This window comes from Rhodococcus opacus, assembly GCF_012396235.1.
GTDB lineage: Bacteria > Actinomycetota > Actinomycetes > Mycobacteriales > Mycobacteriaceae > Rhodococcus_F > Rhodococcus_F opacus.
The window spans coordinates 85,438-107,234 of sequence record NZ_JAAXPA010000018.1 but is presented as its reverse complement, the minus strand read 5'-3'; the positions used below and the strand labels follow the sequence as shown (position 1 = coordinate 107,234).

Annotated in this window: 22 protein-coding genes and 1 riboswitch; of the genes, 11 read left to right on the top strand and 11 right to left on the bottom strand. The window is 67.5% G+C overall.

Going from position 1 to position 21,797, the window contains the following annotated elements:
- Both cobT and cobU read right to left on the bottom strand, forming a co-directional pair.
- The gene (gene cobT / locus HGB39_RS23305; protein WP_064080155.1) at window positions 1-1,119 is read right to left on the bottom strand and encodes a nicotinate-nucleotide--dimethylbenzimidazole phosphoribosyltransferase; all 1,119 of its coding nucleotides are present in this window, start codon (window positions 1,117-1,119) and stop codon (window positions 1-3) included.
- Window positions 1,116-1,763, bottom strand: coding sequence for a bifunctional adenosylcobinamide kinase/adenosylcobinamide-phosphate guanylyltransferase (gene cobU / locus HGB39_RS23300; RefSeq protein WP_005573616.1), 648 nt, complete (start codon window positions 1,761-1,763; stop codon window positions 1,116-1,118). Before cobU ends, cobT begins: the two co-directional genes overlap by 4 nt.
- 100 nt (window positions 1,764-1,863) lie before the next feature.
- On the opposite strand from cobU, the gene HGB39_RS23295 reads away from it, so the two are divergent.
- Window positions 1,864-2,079: a hypothetical protein gene (locus HGB39_RS23295; RefSeq protein ID WP_005573615.1), complete on the top strand. Its 216-nt coding sequence runs from the start codon at window positions 1,864-1,866 to the stop codon at window positions 2,077-2,079.
- A 3-nt stretch (window positions 2,080-2,082) separates the two neighbouring features.
- Here HGB39_RS23295 and HGB39_RS23290 read toward each other — a convergent pair whose 3' ends face one another.
- Window positions 2,083-2,739, bottom strand: a complete 657-nt coding sequence (locus tag HGB39_RS23290) for a DUF3043 domain-containing protein (protein ID WP_005573613.1) — start codon at window positions 2,737-2,739, stop codon at window positions 2,083-2,085.
- Window positions 2,740-2,827: 88 nt separating this feature from the next.
- Here HGB39_RS23290 and HGB39_RS23285 point away from each other — a divergent pair, with 88 nt between their 5' ends.
- From HGB39_RS23285 to HGB39_RS23275, 3 genes are all read left to right on the top strand, one after another.
- On the top strand, window positions 2,828-3,904 hold the full coding sequence (locus tag HGB39_RS23285; protein WP_064080154.1) for a glycerate kinase family protein: 1,077 nt from the start codon (window positions 2,828-2,830) through the stop codon (window positions 3,902-3,904).
- Window positions 3,905-4,042: 138 nt separating this feature from the next.
- Window positions 4,043-4,393 (top strand): iron-sulfur cluster assembly accessory protein, encoded by a 351-nt coding sequence (locus tag HGB39_RS23280; RefSeq protein ID WP_005247725.1) that lies wholly within the window; start codon window positions 4,043-4,045, stop codon window positions 4,391-4,393.
- 179 nt (window positions 4,394-4,572) lie between these two features.
- Window positions 4,573-5,547, top strand: coding sequence for a carbohydrate kinase family protein (locus tag HGB39_RS23275; protein ID WP_005573186.1), 975 nt, complete (start codon window positions 4,573-4,575; stop codon window positions 5,545-5,547).
- Window positions 5,548-5,618: 71 nt separating this feature from the next.
- Here HGB39_RS23275 and asnB read toward each other — a convergent pair whose 3' ends face one another.
- Window positions 5,619-7,544 carry an asparagine synthase (glutamine-hydrolyzing) gene (gene asnB / locus HGB39_RS23270; RefSeq protein ID WP_005573188.1) on the bottom strand — a complete coding sequence of 642 codons (1,926 nt, stop codon included), beginning with the start codon at window positions 7,542-7,544 and terminating at the stop codon, window positions 5,619-5,621.
- 274 nt (window positions 7,545-7,818) lie between these two features.
- On the opposite strand from asnB, the gene ctaC reads away from it, so the two are divergent.
- Window positions 7,819-8,886: an aa3-type cytochrome oxidase subunit II gene (ctaC, locus tag HGB39_RS23265; RefSeq protein ID WP_016880030.1), complete on the top strand. Its 1,068-nt coding sequence runs from the start codon at window positions 7,819-7,821 to the stop codon at window positions 8,884-8,886.
- A 41-nt stretch (window positions 8,887-8,927) separates the two neighbouring features.
- Window positions 8,928-9,344: a cytochrome c oxidase subunit 4 gene (locus tag HGB39_RS23260; protein ID WP_005573189.1), complete on the top strand. Its 417-nt coding sequence runs from the start codon at window positions 8,928-8,930 to the stop codon at window positions 9,342-9,344.
- Between the two features lie 71 nt (window positions 9,345-9,415).
- Here the strand turns inward: HGB39_RS23260 and HGB39_RS23255 are convergent, their stop codons facing one another.
- Window positions 9,416-10,018 (bottom strand): TetR/AcrR family transcriptional regulator, encoded by a 603-nt coding sequence (locus tag HGB39_RS23255; protein WP_005573190.1) that lies wholly within the window; start codon window positions 10,016-10,018, stop codon window positions 9,416-9,418.
- Window positions 10,019-10,087: 69 nt separating this feature from the next.
- On the opposite strand from HGB39_RS23255, the gene HGB39_RS23250 reads away from it, so the two are divergent.
- Window positions 10,088-11,035, top strand: a complete 948-nt coding sequence (locus HGB39_RS23250; protein WP_005573191.1) for a DMT family transporter — start codon at window positions 10,088-10,090, stop codon at window positions 11,033-11,035.
- A 2-nt stretch (window positions 11,036-11,037) separates the two neighbouring features.
- Here the strand turns inward: HGB39_RS23250 and qcrB are convergent, their stop codons facing one another.
- The 4 genes from qcrB to ctaE all read right to left on the bottom strand — a co-directional run bounded on the left by qcrB (window position 11,038) and on the right by ctaE (window position 15,383).
- Window positions 11,038-12,687 carry a cytochrome bc1 complex cytochrome b subunit gene (gene qcrB / locus HGB39_RS23245; RefSeq protein WP_052024082.1) on the bottom strand — a complete coding sequence of 550 codons (1,650 nt, stop codon included), beginning with the start codon at window positions 12,685-12,687 and terminating at the stop codon, window positions 11,038-11,040.
- 29 nt (window positions 12,688-12,716) lie between these two features.
- Window positions 12,717-13,859, bottom strand: coding sequence for a cytochrome bc1 complex Rieske iron-sulfur subunit (gene qcrA, locus HGB39_RS23240; protein WP_005573193.1), 1,143 nt, complete (start codon window positions 13,857-13,859; stop codon window positions 12,717-12,719).
- Entirely contained in the window at window positions 13,856-14,707 is an 852-nt protein-coding gene (qcrC, locus tag HGB39_RS23235; protein WP_005247712.1) for a cytochrome bc1 complex diheme cytochrome c subunit, read from the bottom strand. Before qcrC ends, qcrA begins: the two co-directional genes overlap by 4 nt.
- Window positions 14,708-14,771: 64 nt before the next feature.
- Window positions 14,772-15,383 (bottom strand): aa3-type cytochrome oxidase subunit III, encoded by a 612-nt coding sequence (gene ctaE, locus HGB39_RS23230; RefSeq protein ID WP_005260123.1) that lies wholly within the window; start codon window positions 15,381-15,383, stop codon window positions 14,772-14,774.
- A 127-nt stretch (window positions 15,384-15,510) separates the two neighbouring features.
- Between ctaE and HGB39_RS23225 the strand changes: the two genes are divergently transcribed.
- Both HGB39_RS23225 and trpD read left to right on the top strand, forming a co-directional pair.
- On the top strand, window positions 15,511-15,981 hold the full coding sequence (locus HGB39_RS23225) for a hypothetical protein (RefSeq protein ID WP_005573196.1): 471 nt from the start codon (window positions 15,511-15,513) through the stop codon (window positions 15,979-15,981).
- A gap of 43 nt (window positions 15,982-16,024) precedes the next feature.
- Complete coding sequence (trpD, locus tag HGB39_RS23220; RefSeq protein ID WP_043793439.1) at window positions 16,025-17,113, top strand: anthranilate phosphoribosyltransferase; 1,089 nt, start codon at window positions 16,025-16,027, stop codon at window positions 17,111-17,113.
- A gap of 9 nt (window positions 17,114-17,122) precedes the next feature.
- On the opposite strand, the gene HGB39_RS23215 is transcribed toward trpD, so the two are convergent.
- The gene (locus HGB39_RS23215) at window positions 17,123-17,398 is read right to left on the bottom strand and encodes an Lrp/AsnC family transcriptional regulator (RefSeq protein ID WP_005247708.1); all 276 of its coding nucleotides are present in this window, start codon (window positions 17,396-17,398) and stop codon (window positions 17,123-17,125) included.
- Entirely contained in the window at window positions 17,395-19,161 is a 1,767-nt protein-coding gene (locus tag HGB39_RS23210; RefSeq protein ID WP_054247637.1) for a DEDD exonuclease domain-containing protein, read from the bottom strand. Before HGB39_RS23210 ends, HGB39_RS23215 begins: the two co-directional genes overlap by 4 nt.
- A 456-nt stretch (window positions 19,162-19,617) precedes the next feature.
- Window positions 19,618-19,782: riboswitch (cyclic di-AMP (ydaO/yuaA leader) on the top strand.
- A 14-nt stretch (window positions 19,783-19,796) separates the two neighbouring features.
- Between HGB39_RS23210 and HGB39_RS23205 the strand changes: the two genes are divergently transcribed.
- Together HGB39_RS23205 and HGB39_RS23200 are read left to right on the top strand one after the other, a co-directional pair.
- Window positions 19,797-20,342 carry an NlpC/P60 family protein gene (locus tag HGB39_RS23205; RefSeq protein WP_029537328.1) on the top strand — a complete coding sequence of 182 codons (546 nt, stop codon included), beginning with the start codon at window positions 19,797-19,799 and terminating at the stop codon, window positions 20,340-20,342.
- A 378-nt stretch (window positions 20,343-20,720) separates the two neighbouring features.
- Window positions 20,721-21,773, top strand: a complete 1,053-nt coding sequence (locus HGB39_RS23200; RefSeq protein ID WP_005260128.1) for a C40 family peptidase — start codon at window positions 20,721-20,723, stop codon at window positions 21,771-21,773.
- Window positions 21,774-21,797 lie beyond the last annotated feature (24 nt).

Here is a 21,797-nt window from a genome sequence, read left to right as displayed (position 1 = left end):
TCAGCCCGCGGTATCGGCGGCGGAGCCGGGGGCGGTGTCCTCGCCGTTTTCGGCGTCGCGGGTGCTGACTCCGGCCTCCGCGAACGTCGCCATCTCCGCGAGCGTGGCGACGGCGCCCTGCAGGATCGGCAGCGCGGTGACGGCGCCGGATCCCTCGCCGAGTCGCATGTCGAGTTCGAGGAGGGGGTCGAGTTGCAGGTGCTTCAGTGCGATCGTGTGGGCCGGTTCGGTGGAACGGTGGCCGGCCAGCCACCACGCGCGGGCGCCGTGCGCGAGTTCCTCCGCGACCATCGCGGCCGCCGTGACGACCACGCCGTCGAGAATCACCGGGGTCTTGCGGGCGGAGGCCTGGGCGAGGAAGCCGGCCATCGCGGCGAGGTCGGCGCCCGACACCGTACGCAGGAGCGCCACCGTGTCCCGGACCACCGGCCGGGCCCGGCGCATCGCGTCGCGGATCGCCGCCGTCTTCCGGATCCAGCCGGCGTCGTCGACACCGGTGCCCCGGCCGACCGCCGCCACCGGTTCGGTGTCCGTCAGCGCGGCGATGAGAACGGTGGCCGGCGTGGTGTTGCCGATTCCCATGTCGCCGGCGATCAACAGGTCTGCGCCGGAATCGATTTCGGAGTCGGCGATGGACCGTCCGGCCTCGATGGCCTTCAGTGTCTCCTCGTGTGTGAGCGCGTCCTCGCGGTCGATCGCCCCCGACGAGCGGCGAATCTTGAACGTGGACACCGACGGATCCGTGTCGCCGTCGACGGACAGGTCGACGACGCGCACGCTTGCGCCGGCCCGGTTCGCGAGAGCATTGACGGCGGCCCCGCCGCCGACGAAATTGGCGACCATCTGGGCCGTCACCTCGGGCGGATACGCCGAGACGCCGGTCCGTGCCACTCCGTGGTCGCCGGCGAACACCACCACGCGCGCCCGCGCGAAGGGGACGGGCGGGCAGACACCCTGGCAGGCCGCGGCCCAGCATGCGAGCGTCTCGAGGCGTCCGAGCGAGCCGGCCGGTTTGGTGAGCTGCAACTGACGGGCCTCGGCCTGTGCGCGCACCCCTTCGTCGGGTGGGGTGACGGGTTCGAACCGACCGGGGTCGGTGCTCACGGACTCGCTGGTCACGCTTGGCCTCTCGCTCGAGTGGACACTTCTGCCCCGCACGACTCGCGTGCGGGATCATCTTTCAGGGTCATGGTCAGTCCGGCGACGACGAGGACCACGCGATCGCAGACCTGGGCGAGCCGCGCGTTGAGGGAGCCGATCTCGTCGCGGAACAGGCGACCGGACCGGGTCTCGGGGATGACGCCGAGGCCCACCTCGGGAGTCACCAGCACGAGTGCGCCGCGGTAGTCGCGGACGCTCGCGACGAGTTCGTCCGTGCGTGGGGTGATGGTGCCGCGCGGCGAGTCCCAGGCTGCGGCGCCGTCGAGTTCGACGGTGAGCCAGGTGCCGAGATCGTCGACGAGGGTGGCCGCAGTTTCGGTGGGGGAACGCAGTTGGTCGGCGAGGTCGAGCCGGTGCGCGGTTTCCACGGTGAGCCAGCTGCGGGGACGCCGATCGCGGTGCTGAGCGATGCGGTGTTCCCAGTCGTGGTCGTCGGGGTCGCGGTGACTGGTGGCGACGTAGCGCACCCGGCCCGCCCCGGCCAGGGCCTGGGTCAGTTCCTCGGCGTGAGCGGATTTTCCGGAGCGTGCACCGCCGAGCACGAGTGTTCGCGACGTCTGGTTCGGACGGCTCGGGCGGTCCGGGGAATCGGCGGTGGGCACGGAGGGAAACGCTACCAACCGACCGGAGTGGCAGTATTTTGACGAAGAACGTCAATTCCGCCACTGTTGGCGGGAAGTGAATGGGCGGAAAATTTCAGCCATGACCGAATTCCTCGTCCTCGTTGCACTTCTCCTCGTGCTGCATGCGGCCGTGATGTACGCCGGTCGGCACCTGGGTCCACTCCATCCGCGACTGCGGAAAAGCTACCGCGACAACTTCTTCCGACCGGCCGATCCCATGACCGACCTGTCCTACGACCGCGACGCCGACCTGGGGCGGCTGCTCGCCGAGACGCACCGCGCGCCCCACAACTGACCGTCAGATGGCGTCGCCGGGGCGCACCCGCGGCTTGGGGGCGCGCAGCTTGCGGATCTGCGACGCACGCACGAACGCGTACCACCCGAGCTTGAAACCGCCGTCGGGGGTGTCCGGGAAGCGCTCCCGCACCTGATTGTTGATCTTGCGGCCCAGCCAGACGCCCTCGATGGCCATGAACATCATCATGATGAGCATGGCGAGCGTCACGATCGCCTGCAACGCCGGGCTGACGAACATCGCCATGATGAGAACCAGGGCCAGCGGCATGAACAGGCCGACCAGGTTGCGCCGGGCGTCCACGATGTCGCGGACGTACGCGCGGACCGGGCCCTTGTCGCGGGGGAGGAGATACTTGTCCTCGCCGGCGAGCATGCGGGCGCGTCGCTCGGCGGCGGTGGCGCGTCGCTCCGCCGCGGCGACCTTGCGCTCTTCCCTGCTACCGCGGGTGGCCTTCTTACGGGCGCGTGCCTCTTTCGCCGTCAGGGGCGCGGGCGCGACCGGTCCGCGTCGCTTCGCCTCGGCGTCGCGTCGCTTGGGGGTCGGGCGGCCCTTGCCTGCCTGTTCGGCGGACTCCGCCTCCGGGGCCGTGGACGACTCGGCGACCTCGACGTCCCGCTTGTCTGAATTGTCCGAATCACCGCGGCGTAGCAATTTCACCCTTCCAGAGTATGGGAAGACGGCGCCGGGAGGAAAACCGCCCTCACATCGAAATGCCGGGTCGCGCCCGTCGCCATACACTTCGCCGATGCGAGTGATGATCGCACCGGACTCCTTCGGTGAAACGCTGACCGCCGTCGAGGCGACCGCCGCGATCGCGGCGGGATGGTCGGCCGTGCGCCCGGACGACCAGCTGATCGAGGCGCCGCAGTCCGACGGCGGCCCCGGATTCGTCGACGTGGTCGCGGCTGCGGGCGGCACCGTCCGGACCGCGGTCGTGGAAGGGCCCCTCGGCGCCGACGTCACGGCCCGCTGGCTCCTCGACGGCACCGACGCCTACCTCGAATCCGCCCAGGCCTGCGGACTCGGACTGCTGGGCGGACCGCCGACGCCCCGCACCGCCCGCGACGCGCACAGCCGGGGCGTCGGCCAACTCGTGGTAGCGGCCCTCGATGCCGGGGCGAGCAGAATCGTCGTCGGTCTCGGCGGCAGCAGTTGCACCGACGGCGGCCGCGGCCTCGTCGAAGCCCTCGCGCAGGGTTTCGGGAGTGCGGATGCCGCCGTCGCCCGCCTGCGCTCGGTGGAACTGGTGGCCGCGTCCGATGTCGAGCACCCGTTGCTCGGCGAGCACGGCGCCGCCCGCGTGTTCGGACCGCAGAAGGGCGCCGACCCCGACACCGTCGCATTCCTCGAGGACCGGAACGCCGCATGGGCGGGGCAACTGCAGCGGGTGACGGCCCGGGAGGTCGCCGCCGAGGCCGGGGCCGGCGCCGCCGGTGGCATCGGGGCCGCGCTGCTCGCCCTCGGCGCGACCCGAGAATCCGGTGCTCACGTGGTCGCGCAACGCACCCGGCAGGATCGGCAACTCGCCTCCGCCCAGCTCGTGATCACCGGGGAAGGCCGGCTCGACCAGCAGTCGCTGCGCGGGAAACTCGTGATCGCGCTTGCCGCTGCCGCCCGCCGGCGGTCGATCGGGACGCTCGTCCTGGCCGGGCAGGTGCTCCTCGACCCCGCGGATCTCGACAGCGCGGGCATCGACGAGGCACTGTCGCTGGTGGACCACGCGGGATCGGTCGAACTCGCGATGTCGGACGCATACGCGCAGCTGAGAGACCTTGCCGCGGCCGCAGCCCGCGGATGGGACGGTGCGGCCGCAGGGCAGTAACCGGAATCCGCGACGTCGGATACCATGGACGTGGATCGATCTGCGGACGCTGCCGCAGGGAATGGAACCCGGGAATAAGTCGGGCGCGGAGTACCGTTGAAGCGTTCACGGGTTTGTTACGAACTACAGGGAGAGCCCATGACTGTGCAGAACGAGACCGCCGTCCACGGCGTCAAGATGACCGAAGCCGCGTCCGCCAAGGCGAAGGCGCTGCTCGATCAGGAAGGTCGTGACGACCTCGCACTGCGTATCGCCGTGCAACCCGGCGGCTGCGCAGGGCTGCGTTACCAGCTGTTCTTCGACGACAGGAACCTGGACGGCGACCTGATCGTGGACTTCGGTGGCGTCGCCCTCGCGGTGGACCGGATGAGCGCACCGTACGTCGAGGGTGCCTCGATCGACTTCGTCGACACCATCGAGAAGCAGGGTTTCACCATCGACAACCCCAACGCGACTGGTTCGTGCGCCTGCGGCGACTCCTTCAACTGAGTCCCAGGCCGAAGTACAACTGAATCGACAAGTCTGACGCGGCGCCGACCGGCTGCCGCGTCAGACTTTTTTCGTGCCCGATCTCCACGTACCCGGGTCCCCGTGCTGCCGACCGATCGTGGTGGTACCCCGGGGTACGGTGAGAAATCCCGACCGAACTCATCGAAAGGCATCCGCCCGTGACAATTGCGGTTACCGGTTCCATCGCCACCGACCACCTGATGCGGTTTCCGGGCCGGTTCGCCGAGCAGCTGCTCGCCGATCAGCTCAGCCACATCTCGTTGAGCTTCCTGGTCGACGACCTCGTAGTCCGGCGCGGGGGAGTGGGCGGCAACATCGCCTACGCCATGGGCGTCCTCGGTGGATCTCCACTGCTGGTCGGGGCTGTCGGGGCCGACTTCGCTGACTACCGCCAGTGGCTCGAGAGCAACGGTGTCGACTGCACCGCCGTCCGGATCTCGACCACCGCGCACACCGCGCGTTTCGTGTGCACCACCGACGAGGACATGGCGCAGATCGCGTCGTTCTACCCCGGTGCGATGAGTGAGGCCCGCGAAATCCAGCTGTCCGGTATCGCGCAGGACGCCGAAGCGCTCGATCTGGTCCTGATCGGCGCCAACGACCCCGAGGCGATGATCCGCCACACCGAGGAATGCCGCCGGCAGGGAATCCCGTTCGCCGCCGACCCGTCGCAGCAGCTCGCCCGACTGAACGGCGAGGAGGCGTCGGCGCTGATCCGCGGTGCAAAATACCTGTTCACGAACGAGTACGAGTGGGGACTGCTGCGGCAGAAGACCGGACTGACCGAAGAGGAGATCCGCGCTCAGGTCGGCGTCCGCGTCACGACCCTCGGTTCCAAGGGCGTCGAGATCGTCGACTCCGAGGGCAACTGGACCCGCGTCGCCGTCGTTCCCGAGAAGGCGAAGGTCGACCCGACCGGTGTCGGTGACGGATTCCGGGCCGGATTCCTCCTCGCGCACAGCGCGGGCCTGAGTTTCGAGCGCTCCGCGCAGCTGGGGTCGCTGGTGGCGGTGCTCGTGCTGGAGACCGTCGGAACCCAGGAATGGACGTTTGACCGCGACGAGGCCGTCAAGCGCCTCGCGGACGCCTACGGCTCCACCGCCGCCGACGAGATCGCTGCCGTTCTGCCGTAACAGGCGGCTCCGCCGCCCGTGCGCCGTTTTGGTAGCGCCAACTACCAAGAAGGCGCACGGGCGCGAAGCGCCTACAGCGAGACCGGGTACGCCGGCTCGGCGATCTCCGGAACGATGCGGTTCTCCACGAAGATGCCGTGCCAGACCATGAAGATCAGCACGGTCCACAGGCGACGGCTGTGGTCGGACACGCCGTCCCGGTGGTCGTTCAGCATCTTCGCGATCGCCGCCTTGTCGAGCAGGTGATCGGTGCCCGACGCCGCGATCTGCTCGTGTGCCCAGTCGAACAGTTCGGTGCCGCGCAGCCAGTGCCGCAGCGGCACCGGGAAGCCCAGCTTCGCCCGATGGAGCACGTGCCCGGGCACGATGCCTTCCAGCGCCTGACGCAGCGCGTACTTGGTGGTGCTCTTGGTGATCTTCTGATCCAGCGGCACCTGCGACGCCACCTTGAAGACCTCGGGATCGAGGAACGGCACCCGAAGTTCGAGCGAGTTGGCCATCGTCATCTTGTCGGCCTTGACGAGGATGTCGCCGCGCAACCACGTGAACAGGTCCAGGTGCTGCATCCGGGCCACCGGATCCCACCCCTGCGACTGCGCGTAGATCGGGTCGGTGACGTCGCGGTGCGTCCACTCCGGCCGGAAGTCGCGCAGGACGGCGCGCAACTGTGCGTCGTTGAAGCTGCGCGCGTTGCCGTAGTACCGCTCTTCCAGGGTCAGTGAACCGCGGTTGAGCAGGCTCTTTCCGCGGGTACCCTCGGGGATGCGCTCGGACAGCTTCCCGGCGGCCCGCCGCAGTCCCTTGGGCAGGTACTCGAACGGCTTCAGCGAAATCGGCTCGCGGTAGATGGTGTAGCCGCCGAACAGCTCGTCGGCGCCCTCACCGGACAGGACGACCTTGACGTGCTTGCGCGCTTCCTTGGCCACGAACCACAACGGCACCAGCGCGGGATCGGCGACCGGGTCGTCGAGGTACCACACGATCTCGGGGATGGCGGCGGCGAACTCGGACGGGCTCACCACCTTCACCACGTGACGCGCGCCGATCGCTTCTGCGGATTCGGCTGCGACGTCGACCTCGGAATAGCCTTCGCGTTCGAAACCGGTGGTGAACGTGATCAGGTTCGGGTTGTGACGCATCGCGAGCGCCGCGATGGCCGTCGAGTCGATGCCACCCGACAGGAAGGAACCGACCGTGACGTCGGCGCGCATGTGCTTGGCGACCGAATCCTCGAGCGCCTCCGCGATCTCGCGGTACCGGGCCTGCTCGGTGCCCGCGGCGAACGGACGCACCGGGAACGTGGGCGCGAAATAGCGGGTGATCACGGGTTCTTCGCCCGGCCGCACACGCGCGAAGCAGCCGGACTCGAGCCGGCGGATCTGCCTGTGGAGGGTTTCCGGCTCCGGCACGTACTGAAGGACGGTGTAGTGCTCGACGGCCCGCGGATCGAGTTCGGTGCCGATGCCGATCAGGCTCGCCAGTTCCAGCAGGCTCTTCTTCTCGCTACCGAACGCGGTGCCGCCGACGCCCGTCGCCAGGAAGAGCGGTTTGATGCCGAACGGATCGCGCGCGAGGAACAATTCCCGCGTCTCCGTGTCCCAGATCGCGAACGCGAACATGCCGCGCAGGCGGCGGACCGCGTCCTCGCCCCAGTAGTGGAACGCTGCGACGATGGCCTCGCTGTCGCCCTCTGTGACGAACTGCGCACCGAACTGCTCGGCGAGTTCGGCACGAACCTCGAGGTAGTTGTAGATCTCGCCGTTGAACGTCAGCGCGTAGCGTTCCGGATTCTCCACCGGACCCCACCGCAGGGGCTGGTGGGAGTGTTCGATGTCGATGATCGACAGCCGATTGAACCCGAAGACCAGGTGGTCGTCGTGCCAGGTCCCGTGCTCGTCCGGCCCACGGTGCCGCAGGCAGTGCATCGCCTGGTCGACCTGTGAGACGGCGTTGTCGCTGGTTTCTCCAGAGGTCAGTAGCCCGAGCAGTCCGCACACAGCGTCCGGTACCTCAATTCAGAATCTTGGAAGGCTCCACGAGGTGGAGTGGTCAGGGATCTCTGCCGGAAAGTATGCCGCAGATTGCCGGAGCGTCCGGTTCGGGCCGCCGGTGACGGTGCCCGGCGCGAACAGCGGCACCGCCGCGGCGTCGGCAGCGACACGTCGTCGCCCGACCCGAGGATGGAGAGCCGCCACCTTTGGTCTACGCTGCGTAGTAATTGGGCCTTCCCATCGGGTGTGCCCTAGTGGAATTTGCGGCGATCAGGAAGGCGTGAACGTGGCGCAAGGTCGGATCCTTCGGCGGGCAGGGTTGGCAGTATCTTTGGGCATTGCTGCCTTGCTGCTGTCGGGTTGTTCAATCGACAACGAGGTGCTTCGTTTCGGGTGGCCTTCGGGCGTAACCCCGCAGGCGCACCGCATGCGTGAACTGTGGACCTGGTCGGTCATCGCCGCCCTCGTCATGGGTGTGCTGGTGTGGGGACTCACCTTCTGGGCGGTGATCTTCCACCGTAAGAAGAAGGACTCACCCGAGTTCCCGCGGCAGACGGCATACAACGTGCCGCTCGAGCTGGCGTACACCGCGGTTCCGTTCGTCATCATCGCCGTGCTGTTCTACTTCACGGTGATCGTGCAGAACCATGTCCTCGAGAAGGAGGACAACCCCAACGTGGTGGTGGATGTCACTGCGTACCAGTGGAACTGGAAGTTCGGCTACCGCTCCATCGACCTCGGTGAGGGTGGCGGCAAGTACGACGGCGTCGATCAGGAAGCGCAGGCTGCGGTCGAGTCCGCACCGGCATCCGAGGCGGAGGCCGAGGGCGAGCACGCTCAGCCCGGGCCAATCCACGGCAAGACCCCGCAGGACCTGTCCTACCTGCACTACGACAAGATCGAGACGATCGGCTCGAGCAACGAGATCCCGATCCTCGTCCTGCCGACCGGCAAGCGGATCCAGTTCGAACTGGCCTCGGCCGATGTCATCCACGCCTTCTGGGTGCCGGAGTTCCTGTTCAAGCGCGACGTGAACCCGAACCCGAAGGAGAACCACTCCGACAACGTCTTCCAGATCAGTGAGATCGAGAAGGAAGGTGCCTTCGTCGGGCGCTGCGCCGAGATGTGCGGCACGTTCCACGCGATGATGAACTTCGAGGTTCGCGCCGTGAGCCCCGACAAGTTCGCGCAGTACATCGAGCTGCGTAAGCCGGCGAGCGAGGGCGGCCGGGATCTGACCACGGCGGAGGCTCTGCAGGCCATCGGCGAGTCCCCGGTTGCGACGTCGACGTCTCCCTTCACCACCGATCGCGGCTACAAGCAGGCGAGCGGTGTCGAAGGTAACTGAACCTGCTGCTGATACCTCACTGACCAAGGACAAGTGCTGATATGAAGATCGAAGCCAAGCTCTTCGAGATCCTGACGGTATTCTTCATTCTCGTCGCGATCGTCTACGGCGTCTTCACCGCCGTTTCACGAACCGGTATCGAGTGGGCGGGTCTGACGGGCATCTGCCTGTCGGCGGGACTGACGCTGATCATCGGAACGTACTTCCGGTTCGTCGCCCGTCGCCTCGACACCCGTCCCGAGGACTACGAGGACGCGGAGATCGCCGATGGCGCAGGCGACCTGGGCTTCTTCAGCCCCGGTAGTTACTGGCCGATCCTGCTCGCCGCCTCTGCTGCTTTCGTCGCAGTAGCGATGGCGTTCTTCCAGCCGTGGATGATTGTGGTCGCCGTGATTGCCGTGCTCGCGGCCGCTGCAGGCCTCGTCTTCGAGTACTACGTCGGGCCCGAGAAGCACTAGTTCCACCCACAGTCGGACAGCGGAGGCGCCGAATCCCACCGGGGTTCGGCGCCTCCGCTTTGTCGTCGGCCCTAGCCGGCCGGGTCCGCCGCGGCGGCGAGGAGTGCCGCCGCCTGATCGGACGCGAGTCGTACCGCCTCCGGAAACACGTGCAATCCGTGCGAGACCAGGGCACCTTCGTGGAGCAGCATGATGGTGCGCGCGAGTGTCTCCGGATCGCGCACCGACGCGTCCCGGCACACCCCCGTGAACAGGTCGAGCATCCACCGTTTCTGGCCGATGATGACCGCGTACGCCGGATGTGACGGGTCGCTGATCTCAGCGTGCGCGTTGACCATGCTGCACCCTTTCGCGCTGTTCTCCGCGGTCCACTCCCCGGACGCGTCGAAGATCGCCGTCAGGCGCCGCTCGGGGGAGTCGCCGACGGTGTCGAGGTGGACTGCGAGGAATGCCCGCCACCGCTCGTCCCGGTCGGCGAGGTACTCGACCACGATCTGTTCCTTCGATCCGAAACGGTCGTAGAGCGTCTTCTTCGTGACGCCGGCCTCGGCGGCGATGAGATCCACGCCGACCGCGTGAATTCCCCGCTCGTAGAAGAGGCGGCCGGCCGCGTCCAGCGCTCGCCTCGCTCCCGGGGTCAGTGCGACGCGTCGCGGTGACGGCACAGAATCCATGACAAAAGTATACAGATCGGTATAGGTTGAAGAGGTATACCGATCTGTTTACTTGGGTGGTGGTCAGTTGTGAATGCGTTTCTCGCCGTGCTGTTCGTCGTGTGCTGGAGCTCCGGCTTCATCGGGGCAAAACTCGGCGCCGGGGACGCGTCCCCTCTGACGGTTCTGACCTGGCGGTTCCTGCCACTCGCCGTGGCACTCGCCCTGGCGGCCGCGCTGTTCGACCGCGCACGGTGGCGTGGACTCGGGTCCCGTGCGTTCGGTCGTCAGGTGACGGTCGGCGCGCTGTCGCAGACCGGATATCTGCTGACCGTCTACCAGGCGATCGGGCTCGGCGTCTCGACCGGTACCACCGCGCTGATCGACGGCACCCAGCCCCTGGTCGTCGCCGTACTGGCCGGCCCGCTGCTGGGGCAGTACGTCGCGCCCCGGCAGTGGTGGGGGTTGCTGCTGGGACTGGCGGGGGTCGTGATCGTCACCGCAGGCGACGCCACCTCTGGGTCCGGTGTGTCGTGGTGGGCGTATCTCGTGCCGTTCGCCGGGATGCTGTCGCTGGTGGCCGCGACCTTCCTGGAGAGTCGCTCACCGACCGACACCGACCCCGTCGTGTCCATGACCGTGCACTGCGCGACCAGTGCCGTGCTCTTCACCGCCCTCGCCGCGTGCGCCGGACAGGTGTCGCCACCGCCGACGGCATCGTTCTGGTGGTCGGTGGCCTGGTTGATCGGCCTGTCCACGTTCGGCGGCTACGGCCTGTACTGGCTCGTGCTGCGTCGGAGCGGGGTCACCCGGGTCAATGCTCTGATGTTCCTGATGGCACCGGTGACGGCGATCTGGGGGACCGTGATGTTCGGCGAGCCGTTCGGAATCCTCACCGCGCTCGGTCTACTTCTGGGACTCGGGGCGGTCGCGCTCGTGTTCCGCGCACAGCCGCGGGGGAGGGGAGCGGGCACGCCCACAGACGAGCAGAGCCCCGAACCGGAAGTGGTTCGGGGCTCTGCTCGGTTGCGGAGGTGAGGCTAGTGGGCCTCGCCGTTGCCGGACGATCCGTTGCCGGAAGTCGACGAACCGTTGCCGTGGGCGCGGTCCTGGTACTCCCGCAGCATCGTGAGCTGCTCGTGCTCGCCGTGGTGCAGGGCGTGCTCGAGAGCCAGGCTCTCCTCGACCGGGTCGGCCGTGACGAGGCTGCCGGAACCGGGCTTGCCGGCGGAACCGAGCTTGTTCATCTTCTTCGGGACGGTCGCACCCTGGTACTCGAGCGGGATCGGATGACCGTGGTCGTCGACCGGGCCGAGCGGCTGGTGGATCTCGATGTACTGACCGTTCGGCATCCGCTTGATGATGCCGGTCTCGATGCCGTGCTCGAGGACCTCACGGTCGCTGCGCTGGAGACCCAGGCAGAACCGGTAGGCCACCCAGAAGGCGATCGGAGGCAGCAGCACCATGCCGATGCGGCCGATCCACGTCATCGCGTTCAGCGAGATGCTCAGGTGGTACGCGATGATGTCGTTGATGCAGGAGATCGTCAGGACGGCGTAGAACGCAATCGCCATCGCACCGATCGCGGTACGCACCGGAACGTCACGCGGACGCTGCAGCAGGTTGTGGTGAGCGTCGTCCTTCGTCAGGCGCTTCTCGATCCACGGGTAGGCGATCAGCACCGTGAACACCAGACCCATGATCAACGCGACAGCGAACACCGACGGAATGGTGTAGCGGTCGAACAGGTAGATGTCCCATGCCGGCCACAGACGGGCCAGGCCGTCCGTCCACATCATGTAGATGTCGGGCTGCGAACCGGCCGACACCTGCGACGGGTTGTAGGGGCCGATGGTCCAGACCGGGTTGATCTGCAGCACGCCACCCATCACGGCCAGAACACCGAACGTGATCGCGAAGAACGCACCCGACTTGACGGCGAACACCGGGAGGATGCGCACACCCACGACGTTGTTCTCCGTGCGGCCGGGGCCGGGGAACTGCGTGTGCTTCTGGTACCAGACGAGCGCGAGGTGACCGGCGATCAAGGCGAGGATGATGCCCGGGAACAGCAGGACGTGCGCGACGTACAGGCGCGGGATGATCAGGTCGCCGGGGAAGTCGCCGCCGAAGATCAGCCAGTGCATCCAGGTGCCTGCGATCGGGATGCTCAGCGTGATGCCGGAGAACGCGGCGCGCAGGCCCGTGCCGGACAGCAGGTCGTCGGGGATGGTGTAGCCGAAGAATCCCTCGAACATCGCCAGGATCAGCAGCAGGCAGCCGATGACCCAGTTGGCCTCACGCGGACGCCGGAAGGCGCCGGTGAAGAAGATGCGCATCAGGTGCACGACGATCGACGCCGCGAACATCAGCGCGGCCCAGTGGTGGATCTGACGGACGAACAGGCCGCCACGGACCTCGAACGAGATGTTCAGCGTGGTCTCGTACGCGCGGGACATCGTGACGCCGCGCAGGGGCTCGTACGCACCGTTGTAGACGACGTGCGCCATCGACGGATCGAAGAACAGGGTCAGGTAGACACCGGAGATCAGCAGGATGACGAAGCTGTACAGCGCGATCTCGCCGAGCAGGAACGACCAGTGGGTGGGGAAGACCTTGTTGATCTGCCGCCGCATTCCCGCTGCGAGGTGGTAGCGCGAGTCCATCGCTTCGGCCTGGCCGGTGGCCATCGCGCTCAGTTTGGACGGTTTGTTGTCGGTCACGGTCGACGCTCCCAAAATGCCGGGCCGAGAGCTTCGATGTAGTCACCCGTTGTGACTAGGAAACCCTCTTCGTTCACTGTAATAGGCAACTGCGGAAGTGCACGAGCGGCCGGACCGAAAATCGGCTTTCCGTAGGTCAGCGCATCGAACTGCGACTGGTGGCACGGGCAGAGGATTCGGTTGGTCTGCTGTTCGTACAGGGAGGTGGGGCAGCCGAGGTGGGTGCAGATCTTCGAGAAGGCGAAGTAGTCGCCGTAGTTGAAGCTCTCCTGGCCCTTGCGCTTGGTGACCCATGCCGCGTCCTCCGTGCGGAGGCGGATGAGCATGGTTGCGTTACGGATGCCGCGCAGCGCCTCGAGCAGCGCGTCGTGGTCGCCGCGATCGGACTCACGGAACGGGAACACCGTTTCCATGGCGCCGGCGTCCAGGTCTTCCGGGCGAACGAGGACGACGTCCTCGGGGCGACCGGTGTCGCGGCGCAGGTAGATGGTTTCACCCTCGTAGCGGGGGGTCCATCCCGACACCCACAGCGGGGAGTCGTCGCGCTTGGCCCACGGGTTCTTGATCAGACCACCGAGGGGCATGACGGACATGATGCCGAGGGCACCGCCGCCGAAGATGAGGGTGCGCTTGAGGAGCTTGCGGCGTCCCAGTGTCGACGTGTCGAACGAGTCGCCGAGTTCCGCGACGATCGTCTTGCGGTCGACCTCGGACGATCCACCGTCGTGGCGGTCCTGGATGGACACCTCTTCGGGGATGAACTTCTTGGTGAACTGCACCGCACCGACACCGAGGCCGAGGATGGCCAGACCCATGGTGAGGCCGATCAGGGGCGTGTACAGGCTGTAGGCCGAGTAGTGCTCCTCGCCGGCGCCTGCGTACTCCCAGGGCCAGAAGAGGTAGATCGCGATGAACGCGATCGCGGAGATGCCGGAGAGGGCGAACCAGAAGGCGACCGACCGCTCGGCGCGCTTCTCGGCCTTCGTCCCCGGAACCGCCCAGCGGTTGCGGCGGAACGCGACGTCGACATGGTCGAGGTTGGTTCCGAGCTCGACCAGTTCGTCGCGGCTCAGGTTCTCGAGTTCTGCATCCGTGTACTTCTTTGGCGTGGCGCCGCCCGGCTGGCCAGCGTCGCTCATGACCTTGCTCCGATCCACAGTGCTGCACCGACGACAGCGATGATTCCGATGACCCACATGGCCAAGCCCTCGGAGGCGGGACCGATGCCGCCGAGTCCGTAGCCGCCGGGCTGCTTCGTCTCGCCTGACGACTTGATGTAGGCGATGATGTCCTTCTTCTCCTCGAGGGTCAGCTGACGGTCCGAGAACTTGGGCATGTTCTGCGGGCCGGTGACCATCGCGGTGTAGATCTGCTGCTCGCTGGCCGGGTCGAGGACCGGCGCGTACTTACCGGACGAGAGTGCACCGCCGCGTCCGGTGAAGTTGTGGCAGGACGCGCAGTTGAGGCGGAACAGTTCGCTGCCGCGTCCGATGTCGCCACCGCGCAGCGAAGACTGGGCGACCTCGCCGTTCTCGTCACGAATGACCGTGGGGCCGCCGCCGTTGGCCTGGACGTACGCGCCGATGGCGTCCGTCTGCTCGGCGTCGAACTTGACGGGCTTGCGCTCGACCTGGGCTTCGTTACGCGAGGCAGGCATGCGTCCCGACGACACCTGGAAGTAGACGGCGGCCTCGCCGACACCGATCAGGCTCGGGCCGCGGTCCTGCACACCCTGCAGGTTCGCGCCGTGGCACGTGATGCACGAGGTGTCGTACAACTGCTTGCCCTCGCGGATCAGTGCTGCCTGATCGTCGGTGGCGGTGGCCACCTGCGGGGTCGGCGTCAACGCGGACGCGAGGAAACCGGCGCTGACCAGTCCCATCATCAGGACCAGGGCGCCCGTGACGCGCCTGCGGAGCTTCCGCTGGCGGCGTGCCTTCGCGGCAGACGCTGTGGTATCGGATGCGGGAGGGGGGGATGAACTCATCTGTATCCCTTTGGTATGTCGGGACGGACTGGACGTCAGGGGGCTGCCTGGGGCGTTCAGCTGATCAACGGATGAAATAGATCGTGGCGAACAGACCGATCCACACGATGTCGACGAAGTGCCAGTAGTACGAGACGACGATGGCGGCGGTGGCCTGGGCGGGCGTGAACTTGCTGACCTTGGTGCGGGCGATCAGGAAGACGAACGCGATGAGGCCGCCGATCACGTGCATGCCGTGGAAGCCGGTGGTCATGTAGAACACCGAGCCGTACACGCTGCTGGAGATCGAGGTGCCGTGCTCGACGAGGTGGATGTACTCGTAGGCCTGTCCGAGGACGAAGAACGTGCCCATCGCCAGGGTCAGGAGGTACCACCGGCGGAGGCCGAAGACGTCGCCGCGCTCGGCCGCGAACACACCCATCTGGCAGGTGAACGACGAGGCGATCAGCACCAGCGTCACCGGTACGGCGAGGAACAGATTCAGCTCGGTCGGCTCCGGCGGCCAGTTCCCATTCGCCTGCGCTCGCGCCACGAAATACATGGCGAAGAGCCCTGCGAAGAACATGAGCTCACTTGACAACCACACGATGGTGCCAACGCTGACCATGTTAGGTCGGTTCAGCGAGTGCACGCGTTGGGTGATTGCTGATCCTGAAGTCCCTACTGCGCTCGTCACAGACAGAAGTATGACGCTTCGTCGTAAGAGACGACTACCCGGGTCCACCCTCGGCGCGTCGATGCGCCCCGCTTGTCCGATTCTCCCTGCTGACAGCCCTGGTGGCGGACCGTGAAAGGGTGGAGCCATGCGCTCTCGTGACAACAGTACGGGGTGGCTGCGGAGGCTGTTCGGCAGTCGGCAACCGGCCCCTCTCGATCAGGATCGGCACGACCTCGTGGTCGTCGCCTCGAGCTTCGACGACGTGGAGGCGTGCTCGACCGCTCTCGACCGCGCCGCCGCCGAGAAACCGCGGTGGGACGCCGACGCGGAAGCGGTGCTGCGGCACCATCTGCGGCTGCCCGCGTCGTCGGTGGCCGACGCCGTGTCGATCGCCGCCCAAGACGGCTACCGACCGCAGAATCCGCACGGGCCGGCATCCCCCGGCGAGGACGGTGCGACGGTCGGACTCGTGCTGCAGCGAGTCCAGATCCTCGACGCGCTGCACTGTTCTCAGGAACGGTCGAGAATGGCCGGGCTGGCGCAGCGACTCGGTGGCTCGGTCGACGGCTGGGACGCGACGCAACCGGCGCGCGAGTCCGATCCGTCCGGTGACTAGGCTTCCAGGACCGGATCCGCCACTAGTACAAGGGGACACGACGATGCAGAGCCCGACTGCTCAGGGGACGAACGACGGTGTGCGGCCGGCACGCACGTGGCCGTCGGTCCTCGGCACGCTCACCGACGGACGTGACCTCTCGGTGGACGAGGCGAAGTGGGCGATGGACGAGATCATGTCCGACAACGCCACGTCCGCGCAGATCGCGGCGTTCGGTGTCGCCCTGAAGATGAAGGGCGAGACACCGGAGGAGTTGCGCGGACTGGCGGACTCGATGCTCGGGCACGCGCGCAAGGTCCCCGTCGACGACGACGTCGTCGACATCGTCGGAACCGGAGGTGACCGATCCAACACCGTGAACATCTCCACGATGGCGTCACTCGTGGTCGCGGCGTCCGGCATTCGCGTCGTCAAACACGGAAACCGGGCGGCGTCCTCCAAGAGCGGCGGGGCGGACGTTCTCGAGGCGCTCGGGGTGAAGATCAATCTCGGTCCCGACGAGGTGGCCCGCTGCGTCCGGGAGGTCGGCATCGGTTTCTGCTTCGCGCCGGTGTTCCATCCCGCCCTGCGCTTCGCCGGCGCGCCGCGCAAGGAGATCGGCATCCCGACCGTCTTCAACGTGCTCGGACCGCTCACTAATCCGGCGCGTCCGCGGGCCGGCCTCATCGGCTGCGCGTTCCCGGGCCTGATCTCGGTGGTGGCCGGTGTGCTCGCGCAGCGCGGCAACTCGGCGCTCGTGGTGCGGGGTGACGACGGCCTGGACGAGTTGACGACGTCGACGACGTCGACCGTGTACATCGTGGCGGACGGGGCGGTGACCACCCGTCAGCTCGATCCCCGGGACATCGGGATCGCGCGGGTGTCGCTCGACGAACTGCGCGGCGGCGATGCCGAGGTGAACGCGGCGGTGGCGCGGCGACTCCTCGCCGGTGAGACCGGACCCGTCCGCGACGCTGTCCTCCTCAACGCCGCGGCGGCGATCGCGGCGTACCGGGGACTCGGCGGCCGCACGCTCGAAGACGCGTTGTCGGACGGACTCTCGACGGCGGCACAGTCGATCGACAGTGGAGCGGCCGCGACGCTGCTCGCGCGGTGGGCCGAACTCACGTCGGGCCTTTCCGCCAGCAAATAGCCGGCGGAACTATTCGCCGATCGAGAAGCCCGCTTCGACGTCGGCGCTGGAGTAGGACTGGAACGCGATGTGCGTCGCCGTCCGGGAGACGCCGTCCACCTTGTTGATTCCCTCGGTGACGACCTCCGCGATCTTCGCGTGGTCCCGGACCCGCACGATCGCGATCAGGTCGACGTCGCCTGCGCAGGAATAGACCTTGTCGACGCCCTCGATGTCGGCGACCGCCTGAGCGGTCTCCGGGATGCGGTGGGCTTCGGCGTGGATCAGGACGATGGCGTTGATCATGATCGCCAGCCTAAGCGGTGGTCGGCGGAACTCGGCGCGGGTGGTCGGGTCTCGGCGTCCCGTGTCGACGCGCTGCCCGCTCGCGCGAGTGCGCACCACTCGGACCAGGATCCGGCGCCCCGTGCGGGCTCGCACCAGCCCGCGGAGGCGCTGACGATGCGGGTGTCCTCCTGGTCGAGCCAGCGCGCCAGCAGCCCGGCCTCCTCGGGGGACGCGCCGCGAAGCGGAGTTGCGTCGGGAACGACGGTTTCGGCGGTGAGAACGAGCGCATCGACCACCGGCATCGGATGGATTCCGCGCCGGGCGCAGCCCGCGGACGCGAGTCGCCCGGAACGGATCACCGCGAACTCCCAGCCGCCGGTGACGGCCGGGCGAGCGGCCACGAGCTGATCGAGGGCGGTGAGGGCGGCCAGGCGCTGCATTCTGCGCAACGCGAGGACGACCTCCGCGGTGCGATCACGCAGGCGTGCGGCGTTCTCGAACAACTCGCCGGCGGCCAGCTCCTCCACCCGTGCGCGCATGCGGTGCAGCGGGGCGTCGTCCAGGCCGCGCAGGAACTGCCGGAAGAGTTCCGGCCCGGGACGGTAGGCGTCCTCCGTCATGCGGTCGTGGACGGACGCCGGGCAGCGTCCGAGCTCGCGGGGCGGGCACTGCGGACCGTGCTCCCTTCCCTTCGGGATGCGGCTCGTGCACGTCCGGAGAATGCAGTACTCGGCGAGGACGTCGGCGACGTCGACTGCGGTCGAGCGGGACCGGAACGGACCGAGCGAGTCGGCGGCCGGGGTACGCACCACCGACAGCCGGGGGAATGCCTCCGCGGTGAGCGTGATCCACCAGCCGCGTTTCGGGTACTTGGACCTCCGGTTGTACGGCGGCGTGTGCGCGGCGAGCAGCCGGAGCTCGCGCACACCGGCCTCGAGCGCATGCGCGCACTCGACGTGGTCGATCCGGGTGGTCAGGGCCACCATCTCCTTCATCCGTCCACGCGTCTCGGAGCCGGTGAAGTAGTTGCGCACCCGCCGGCGCAGATCGGTCGCCGTGCCGACGTAGAGGACCTCGTCGGACGGTCCGCGGAACAGGTAGACGCCGGGAGCGTGGGGGAGATGGCTTGCGAGTGAGCGTTTCGCCCGCTGGTGTGAGGAGACGTCGGGCAGGTAGTCGACGAGTTCGGTGAGACTGTGCACCCCCTGATTGCCGACCCTCGCGATCAGGGCGTGCAGGACGTCGACGGTGGCACGGGCGTCGTCGAGTGCCCGGTGGGTCGGAGTGGTCCCGACGTCGAACAGCCGGGCCAGCGACGACAGCTTGACGGACGGCGCTTCGTCGCGGCTGAGGACGCGCCTGGCCAGTTTGACGGTGCAGAGCACGGTGAACTTGGGCCAGGGGGTGTCGGTGGCGGACGCCGCGGCTTTGAGGAAGCCCGTGTCGAACGGGGCGTTGTGCGCGACGAGCACGGCCCCGCGTGCGAACTCCAGGAACGCCGGCAGCACTCGCTCGATCCGCGGGGCGTCGATCACCATGGCGGTGGTGATGCCGGTGATCTCCACGATGTGCGGCGGGATGGACCGTCCCGGGTCGACGAGAGTGGCCATTTCGGCGATCACCTCGCCTCCGCGGATCTTCACGGCGCCGATCTCGGTGATGGCGTCCTCACCCGGCCGTGCACCGGTGGTCTCGAGATCGACCACCACGAACGTGGTGTCCCGCAGTGGGGTGTCGAGCTCGTCGAATCTCAGCTGTTCGGGTACACCGGGGACACTCACGGATCGGAGCGTATGGACGGGCACCGACAGAACCGCCCGGAGAGCCCGGAGAGACGAGGATCACACTGCCCGTCTCGGGCGGCGGTCGCGGGCGGTGCGAGGGGCGGCCGCGGGGCCGCGAACGAGGGATTCGCATGGTGCGGCGGTCGGTTGCGGCGGGTCCGGCGCGTGCCGCGGGTTCGGTCCGCGGCACCCCGTTGAACAGCAGGAACACGGCGTGGGGAGGAATCGGGGAGTCGTGAGGGTCCGCGAAATGCCCACTCCCGCTGTCGGAAAGAGATCGGAAACAAACCGCTTGTTATCCAGTCGTTACCGAATGTGGGTATCGCGCGCCCGCAAAGCCGGAATCGGCCCAAACGGACACTTTCCGCGTGTTCCGGTCGACATCGGGGTATTCCATTTCGTAACCTTCCTGAGACCTAGCGGAGTCTCGCAGCCCCAACACCGGGGCAGCATCGCTAGTCACCGCCTAATCGGCCACTCGCGAGAGCGGTCGTACCGGGAACCCAAGTTTCTACTGGGGTGAATCCCGCCGGGACGTCCTCACGCACCGGTGGGTAGGGCTGATCTTCCCAGCCCGAACCCGTCAGCTAACTCGGTCGGCGGATGAATGGAAGAAACGGAGTACCCCTTTCGTGGCGTCACAAGTTTCCAAGCGGAATGTGCGACGGGCAGTCGTCGCCGGCGCGCTCGCAGTCGGAGCGCTCACCGCTACCGCGGCCCCCGCGGCCGCAGATCCCGTCACCATCCCCGGAGTCGGAACTTTCGAGATCCCGGGTGTCGTCATCCCGCAGATCCCCGGTGTCCCGAACCTCCCCGCGCCCCCGGCGCCGGCCAGCACCGCAGGTGACAAGGCCGTTCAGGCTGCTCAGACCAAGCTCGGCTCGCCGTACGTCTACGGCGCCGCCGGCCCCAACTCGTTCGACTGCTCCGGCCTGGTGCAGTGGGCGTTCAAGCAGGCCGGACTGAATCTGCCGCGCACCAGCTACGCGCAGGCAGCGGCAGGCACTCCCGTGTCGCAGTCCGATCTCCGCCCCGGCGACGTGGTCTCCTTCTACGGCGGATCGCACTCGGGCATCTACGCCGGCAACGGCAACGTGATTCACGCCTCCACCGAGGGTCAGCCCGTCAAGTTGGCGCCCATCGCGTCCATGCCTTTCGACGGCGCACGCCGCTACTGATCCACACACGAGGCGAGGCATCCACCGAGTCGAGGGCGGGGATGCACGGGGTAGCTTCGTAGGATCTCGCACGACCACCGAGGGTGGGTTCGAATCACGATTCGAACCCACCCTCGATGTCGTTGCGCCCCAGGCAGACAGCGAGTCGTCCACTCGCCGGTGGTCCCCGCCACCCGTTCGTGACATGGGTGGACACAAACGTATGCCATTCCGTAACCTATCCGAGACCTTGCGAAGTCTTGTCGCGCCAACCGGGCGGCAACGCGGGTCACCACCTCTTCGGCACTCCACGGTCGCCTCGGCCGCGGAAATCCCTGAGCCGCGCATCGGACACCCGACCCGGCTGGTGGAGATCGACGATCGGAGAACTGCATTTCCGTGGCCTCACACAAGATGAAGCGCTCCCTGGGCAGCGTGCTGACAGCCGGCGTGCTGTCGGTGGCGCTCGTGTCGCTGCCCGCGATCCAGGCGGGTGCAGACCCGGTCACCACCAACCCGACCGAAGCGCTGACGAAGCTCGGTGACCTGTCCCGGCAGTCCGAGCAGACGTCGGAAGCACTCCACAACGCGCAGATCGATCTCGAGGCCAAACAGTCGGCGCAACGCGACGCCGACGCCAAGCTTGCGGCCGACCAGGGTGTGCTCGACGCCGCCAACGCGCGCGTCGCCGTCTTCCAGCCCGTGGTGAACAAGCTCGCCACCGCCAACTACCAGGGCGCACGGACCAATCGCCTCTTCGCCGTGATGGTGAGCGATTCGCCGCAGCAACTCCTGGACCAGATGTCCGCTCTGGACGCCATCTCCAACGACACCCGCAATCAGGTCGCGCAATTCCAATCGGCCACGTCGGAAGCCACCGAGGCGGCCGAGGCGTCGAAGAAGTCCGCTGATGCCGCGCGGTCCGCGACCGAGCAGGCCAAAGCCGTGAGCGACGACCTGCAACGCAAACAGAGCGACCTGCAGGCGCAGATCGCCGACGTGATCAAGGCATTCGGAGATCTCACCGGCGCCGAACGCGACCAGCTGGCGGGGACGCCCTTCCCGCCCGGCTTCGACCCGAACACGATCCTCGCGCACCTCACCCCCGGTTCGGGCACGAGCGCGCTGCAGGCAGGCATGACCCGCATCGGCGACCCGTACGTGTGGGGCGCCACCGGTCCGGACGAATTCGACTGCTCGGGACTCGTCGTGTGGGCGTACAAGCAGATCGGCAAGACGCTGCCGAGGTCCAGTCAGGCGCAGGCCAGCGGCGGCACCCCGGTGTCCCGCGACGCCCTGCAGCCCGGCGACGTCGTCCTCTTCTACAACGACGCGTCCCACGTCGGCCTCTATGCCGGAAACGGCAACATTCTCCACGCCTCGACGTTCGGTGTTCCGGTGAAGATCGAGTCGATGGCGAAGTTCCCCTTCTACGGGGCGCGCCGCTACTGACGGCGACCGTCCGACGGCGGCGCC

Bases quoted from the DNA above. Each gene is read 5' to 3' on its own strand.
- HGB39_RS23295 (WP_005573615.1), top strand. From the start codon at position 1,864: ATGACCGAATTCCTCGTCCTCGTTGCACTTCTCCTCGTGCTGCATGCG.
- HGB39_RS23285 (WP_064080154.1), top strand. From the start codon at position 2,828: ATGCGAGTGATGATCGCACCGGACTCCTTCGGTGAAACGCTGACCGCC.
- HGB39_RS23280 (WP_005247725.1), top strand. From the start codon at position 4,043: ATGACTGTGCAGAACGAGACCGCCGTCCACGGCGTCAAGATGACCGAA.
- HGB39_RS23260 (WP_005573189.1), top strand. From the start codon at position 8,928: ATGAAGATCGAAGCCAAGCTCTTCGAGATCCTGACGGTATTCTTCATT.
- HGB39_RS23255 (WP_005573190.1), bottom strand. From the start codon at position 10,018: ATGGATTCTGTGCCGTCACCGCGACGCGTCGCACTGACCCCGGGAGCG.
- qcrB (WP_052024082.1), bottom strand. From the start codon at position 12,687: ATGGCCACCGGCCAGGCCGAAGCGATGGACTCGCGCTACCACCTCGCA.
- qcrA (WP_005573193.1), bottom strand. From the start codon at position 13,859: ATGAGCGACGCTGGCCAGCCGGGCGGCGCCACGCCAAAGAAGTACACG.
- qcrC (WP_005247712.1), bottom strand. From the start codon at position 14,707: ATGAGTTCATCCCCCCCTCCCGCATCCGATACCACAGCGTCTGCCGCG.
- HGB39_RS23225 (WP_005573196.1), top strand. From the start codon at position 15,511: ATGCGCTCTCGTGACAACAGTACGGGGTGGCTGCGGAGGCTGTTCGGC.
- trpD (WP_043793439.1), top strand. From the start codon at position 16,025: ATGCAGAGCCCGACTGCTCAGGGGACGAACGACGGTGTGCGGCCGGCA.
- HGB39_RS23215 (WP_005247708.1), bottom strand. From the start codon at position 17,398: ATGATCAACGCCATCGTCCTGATCCACGCCGAAGCCCACCGCATCCCG.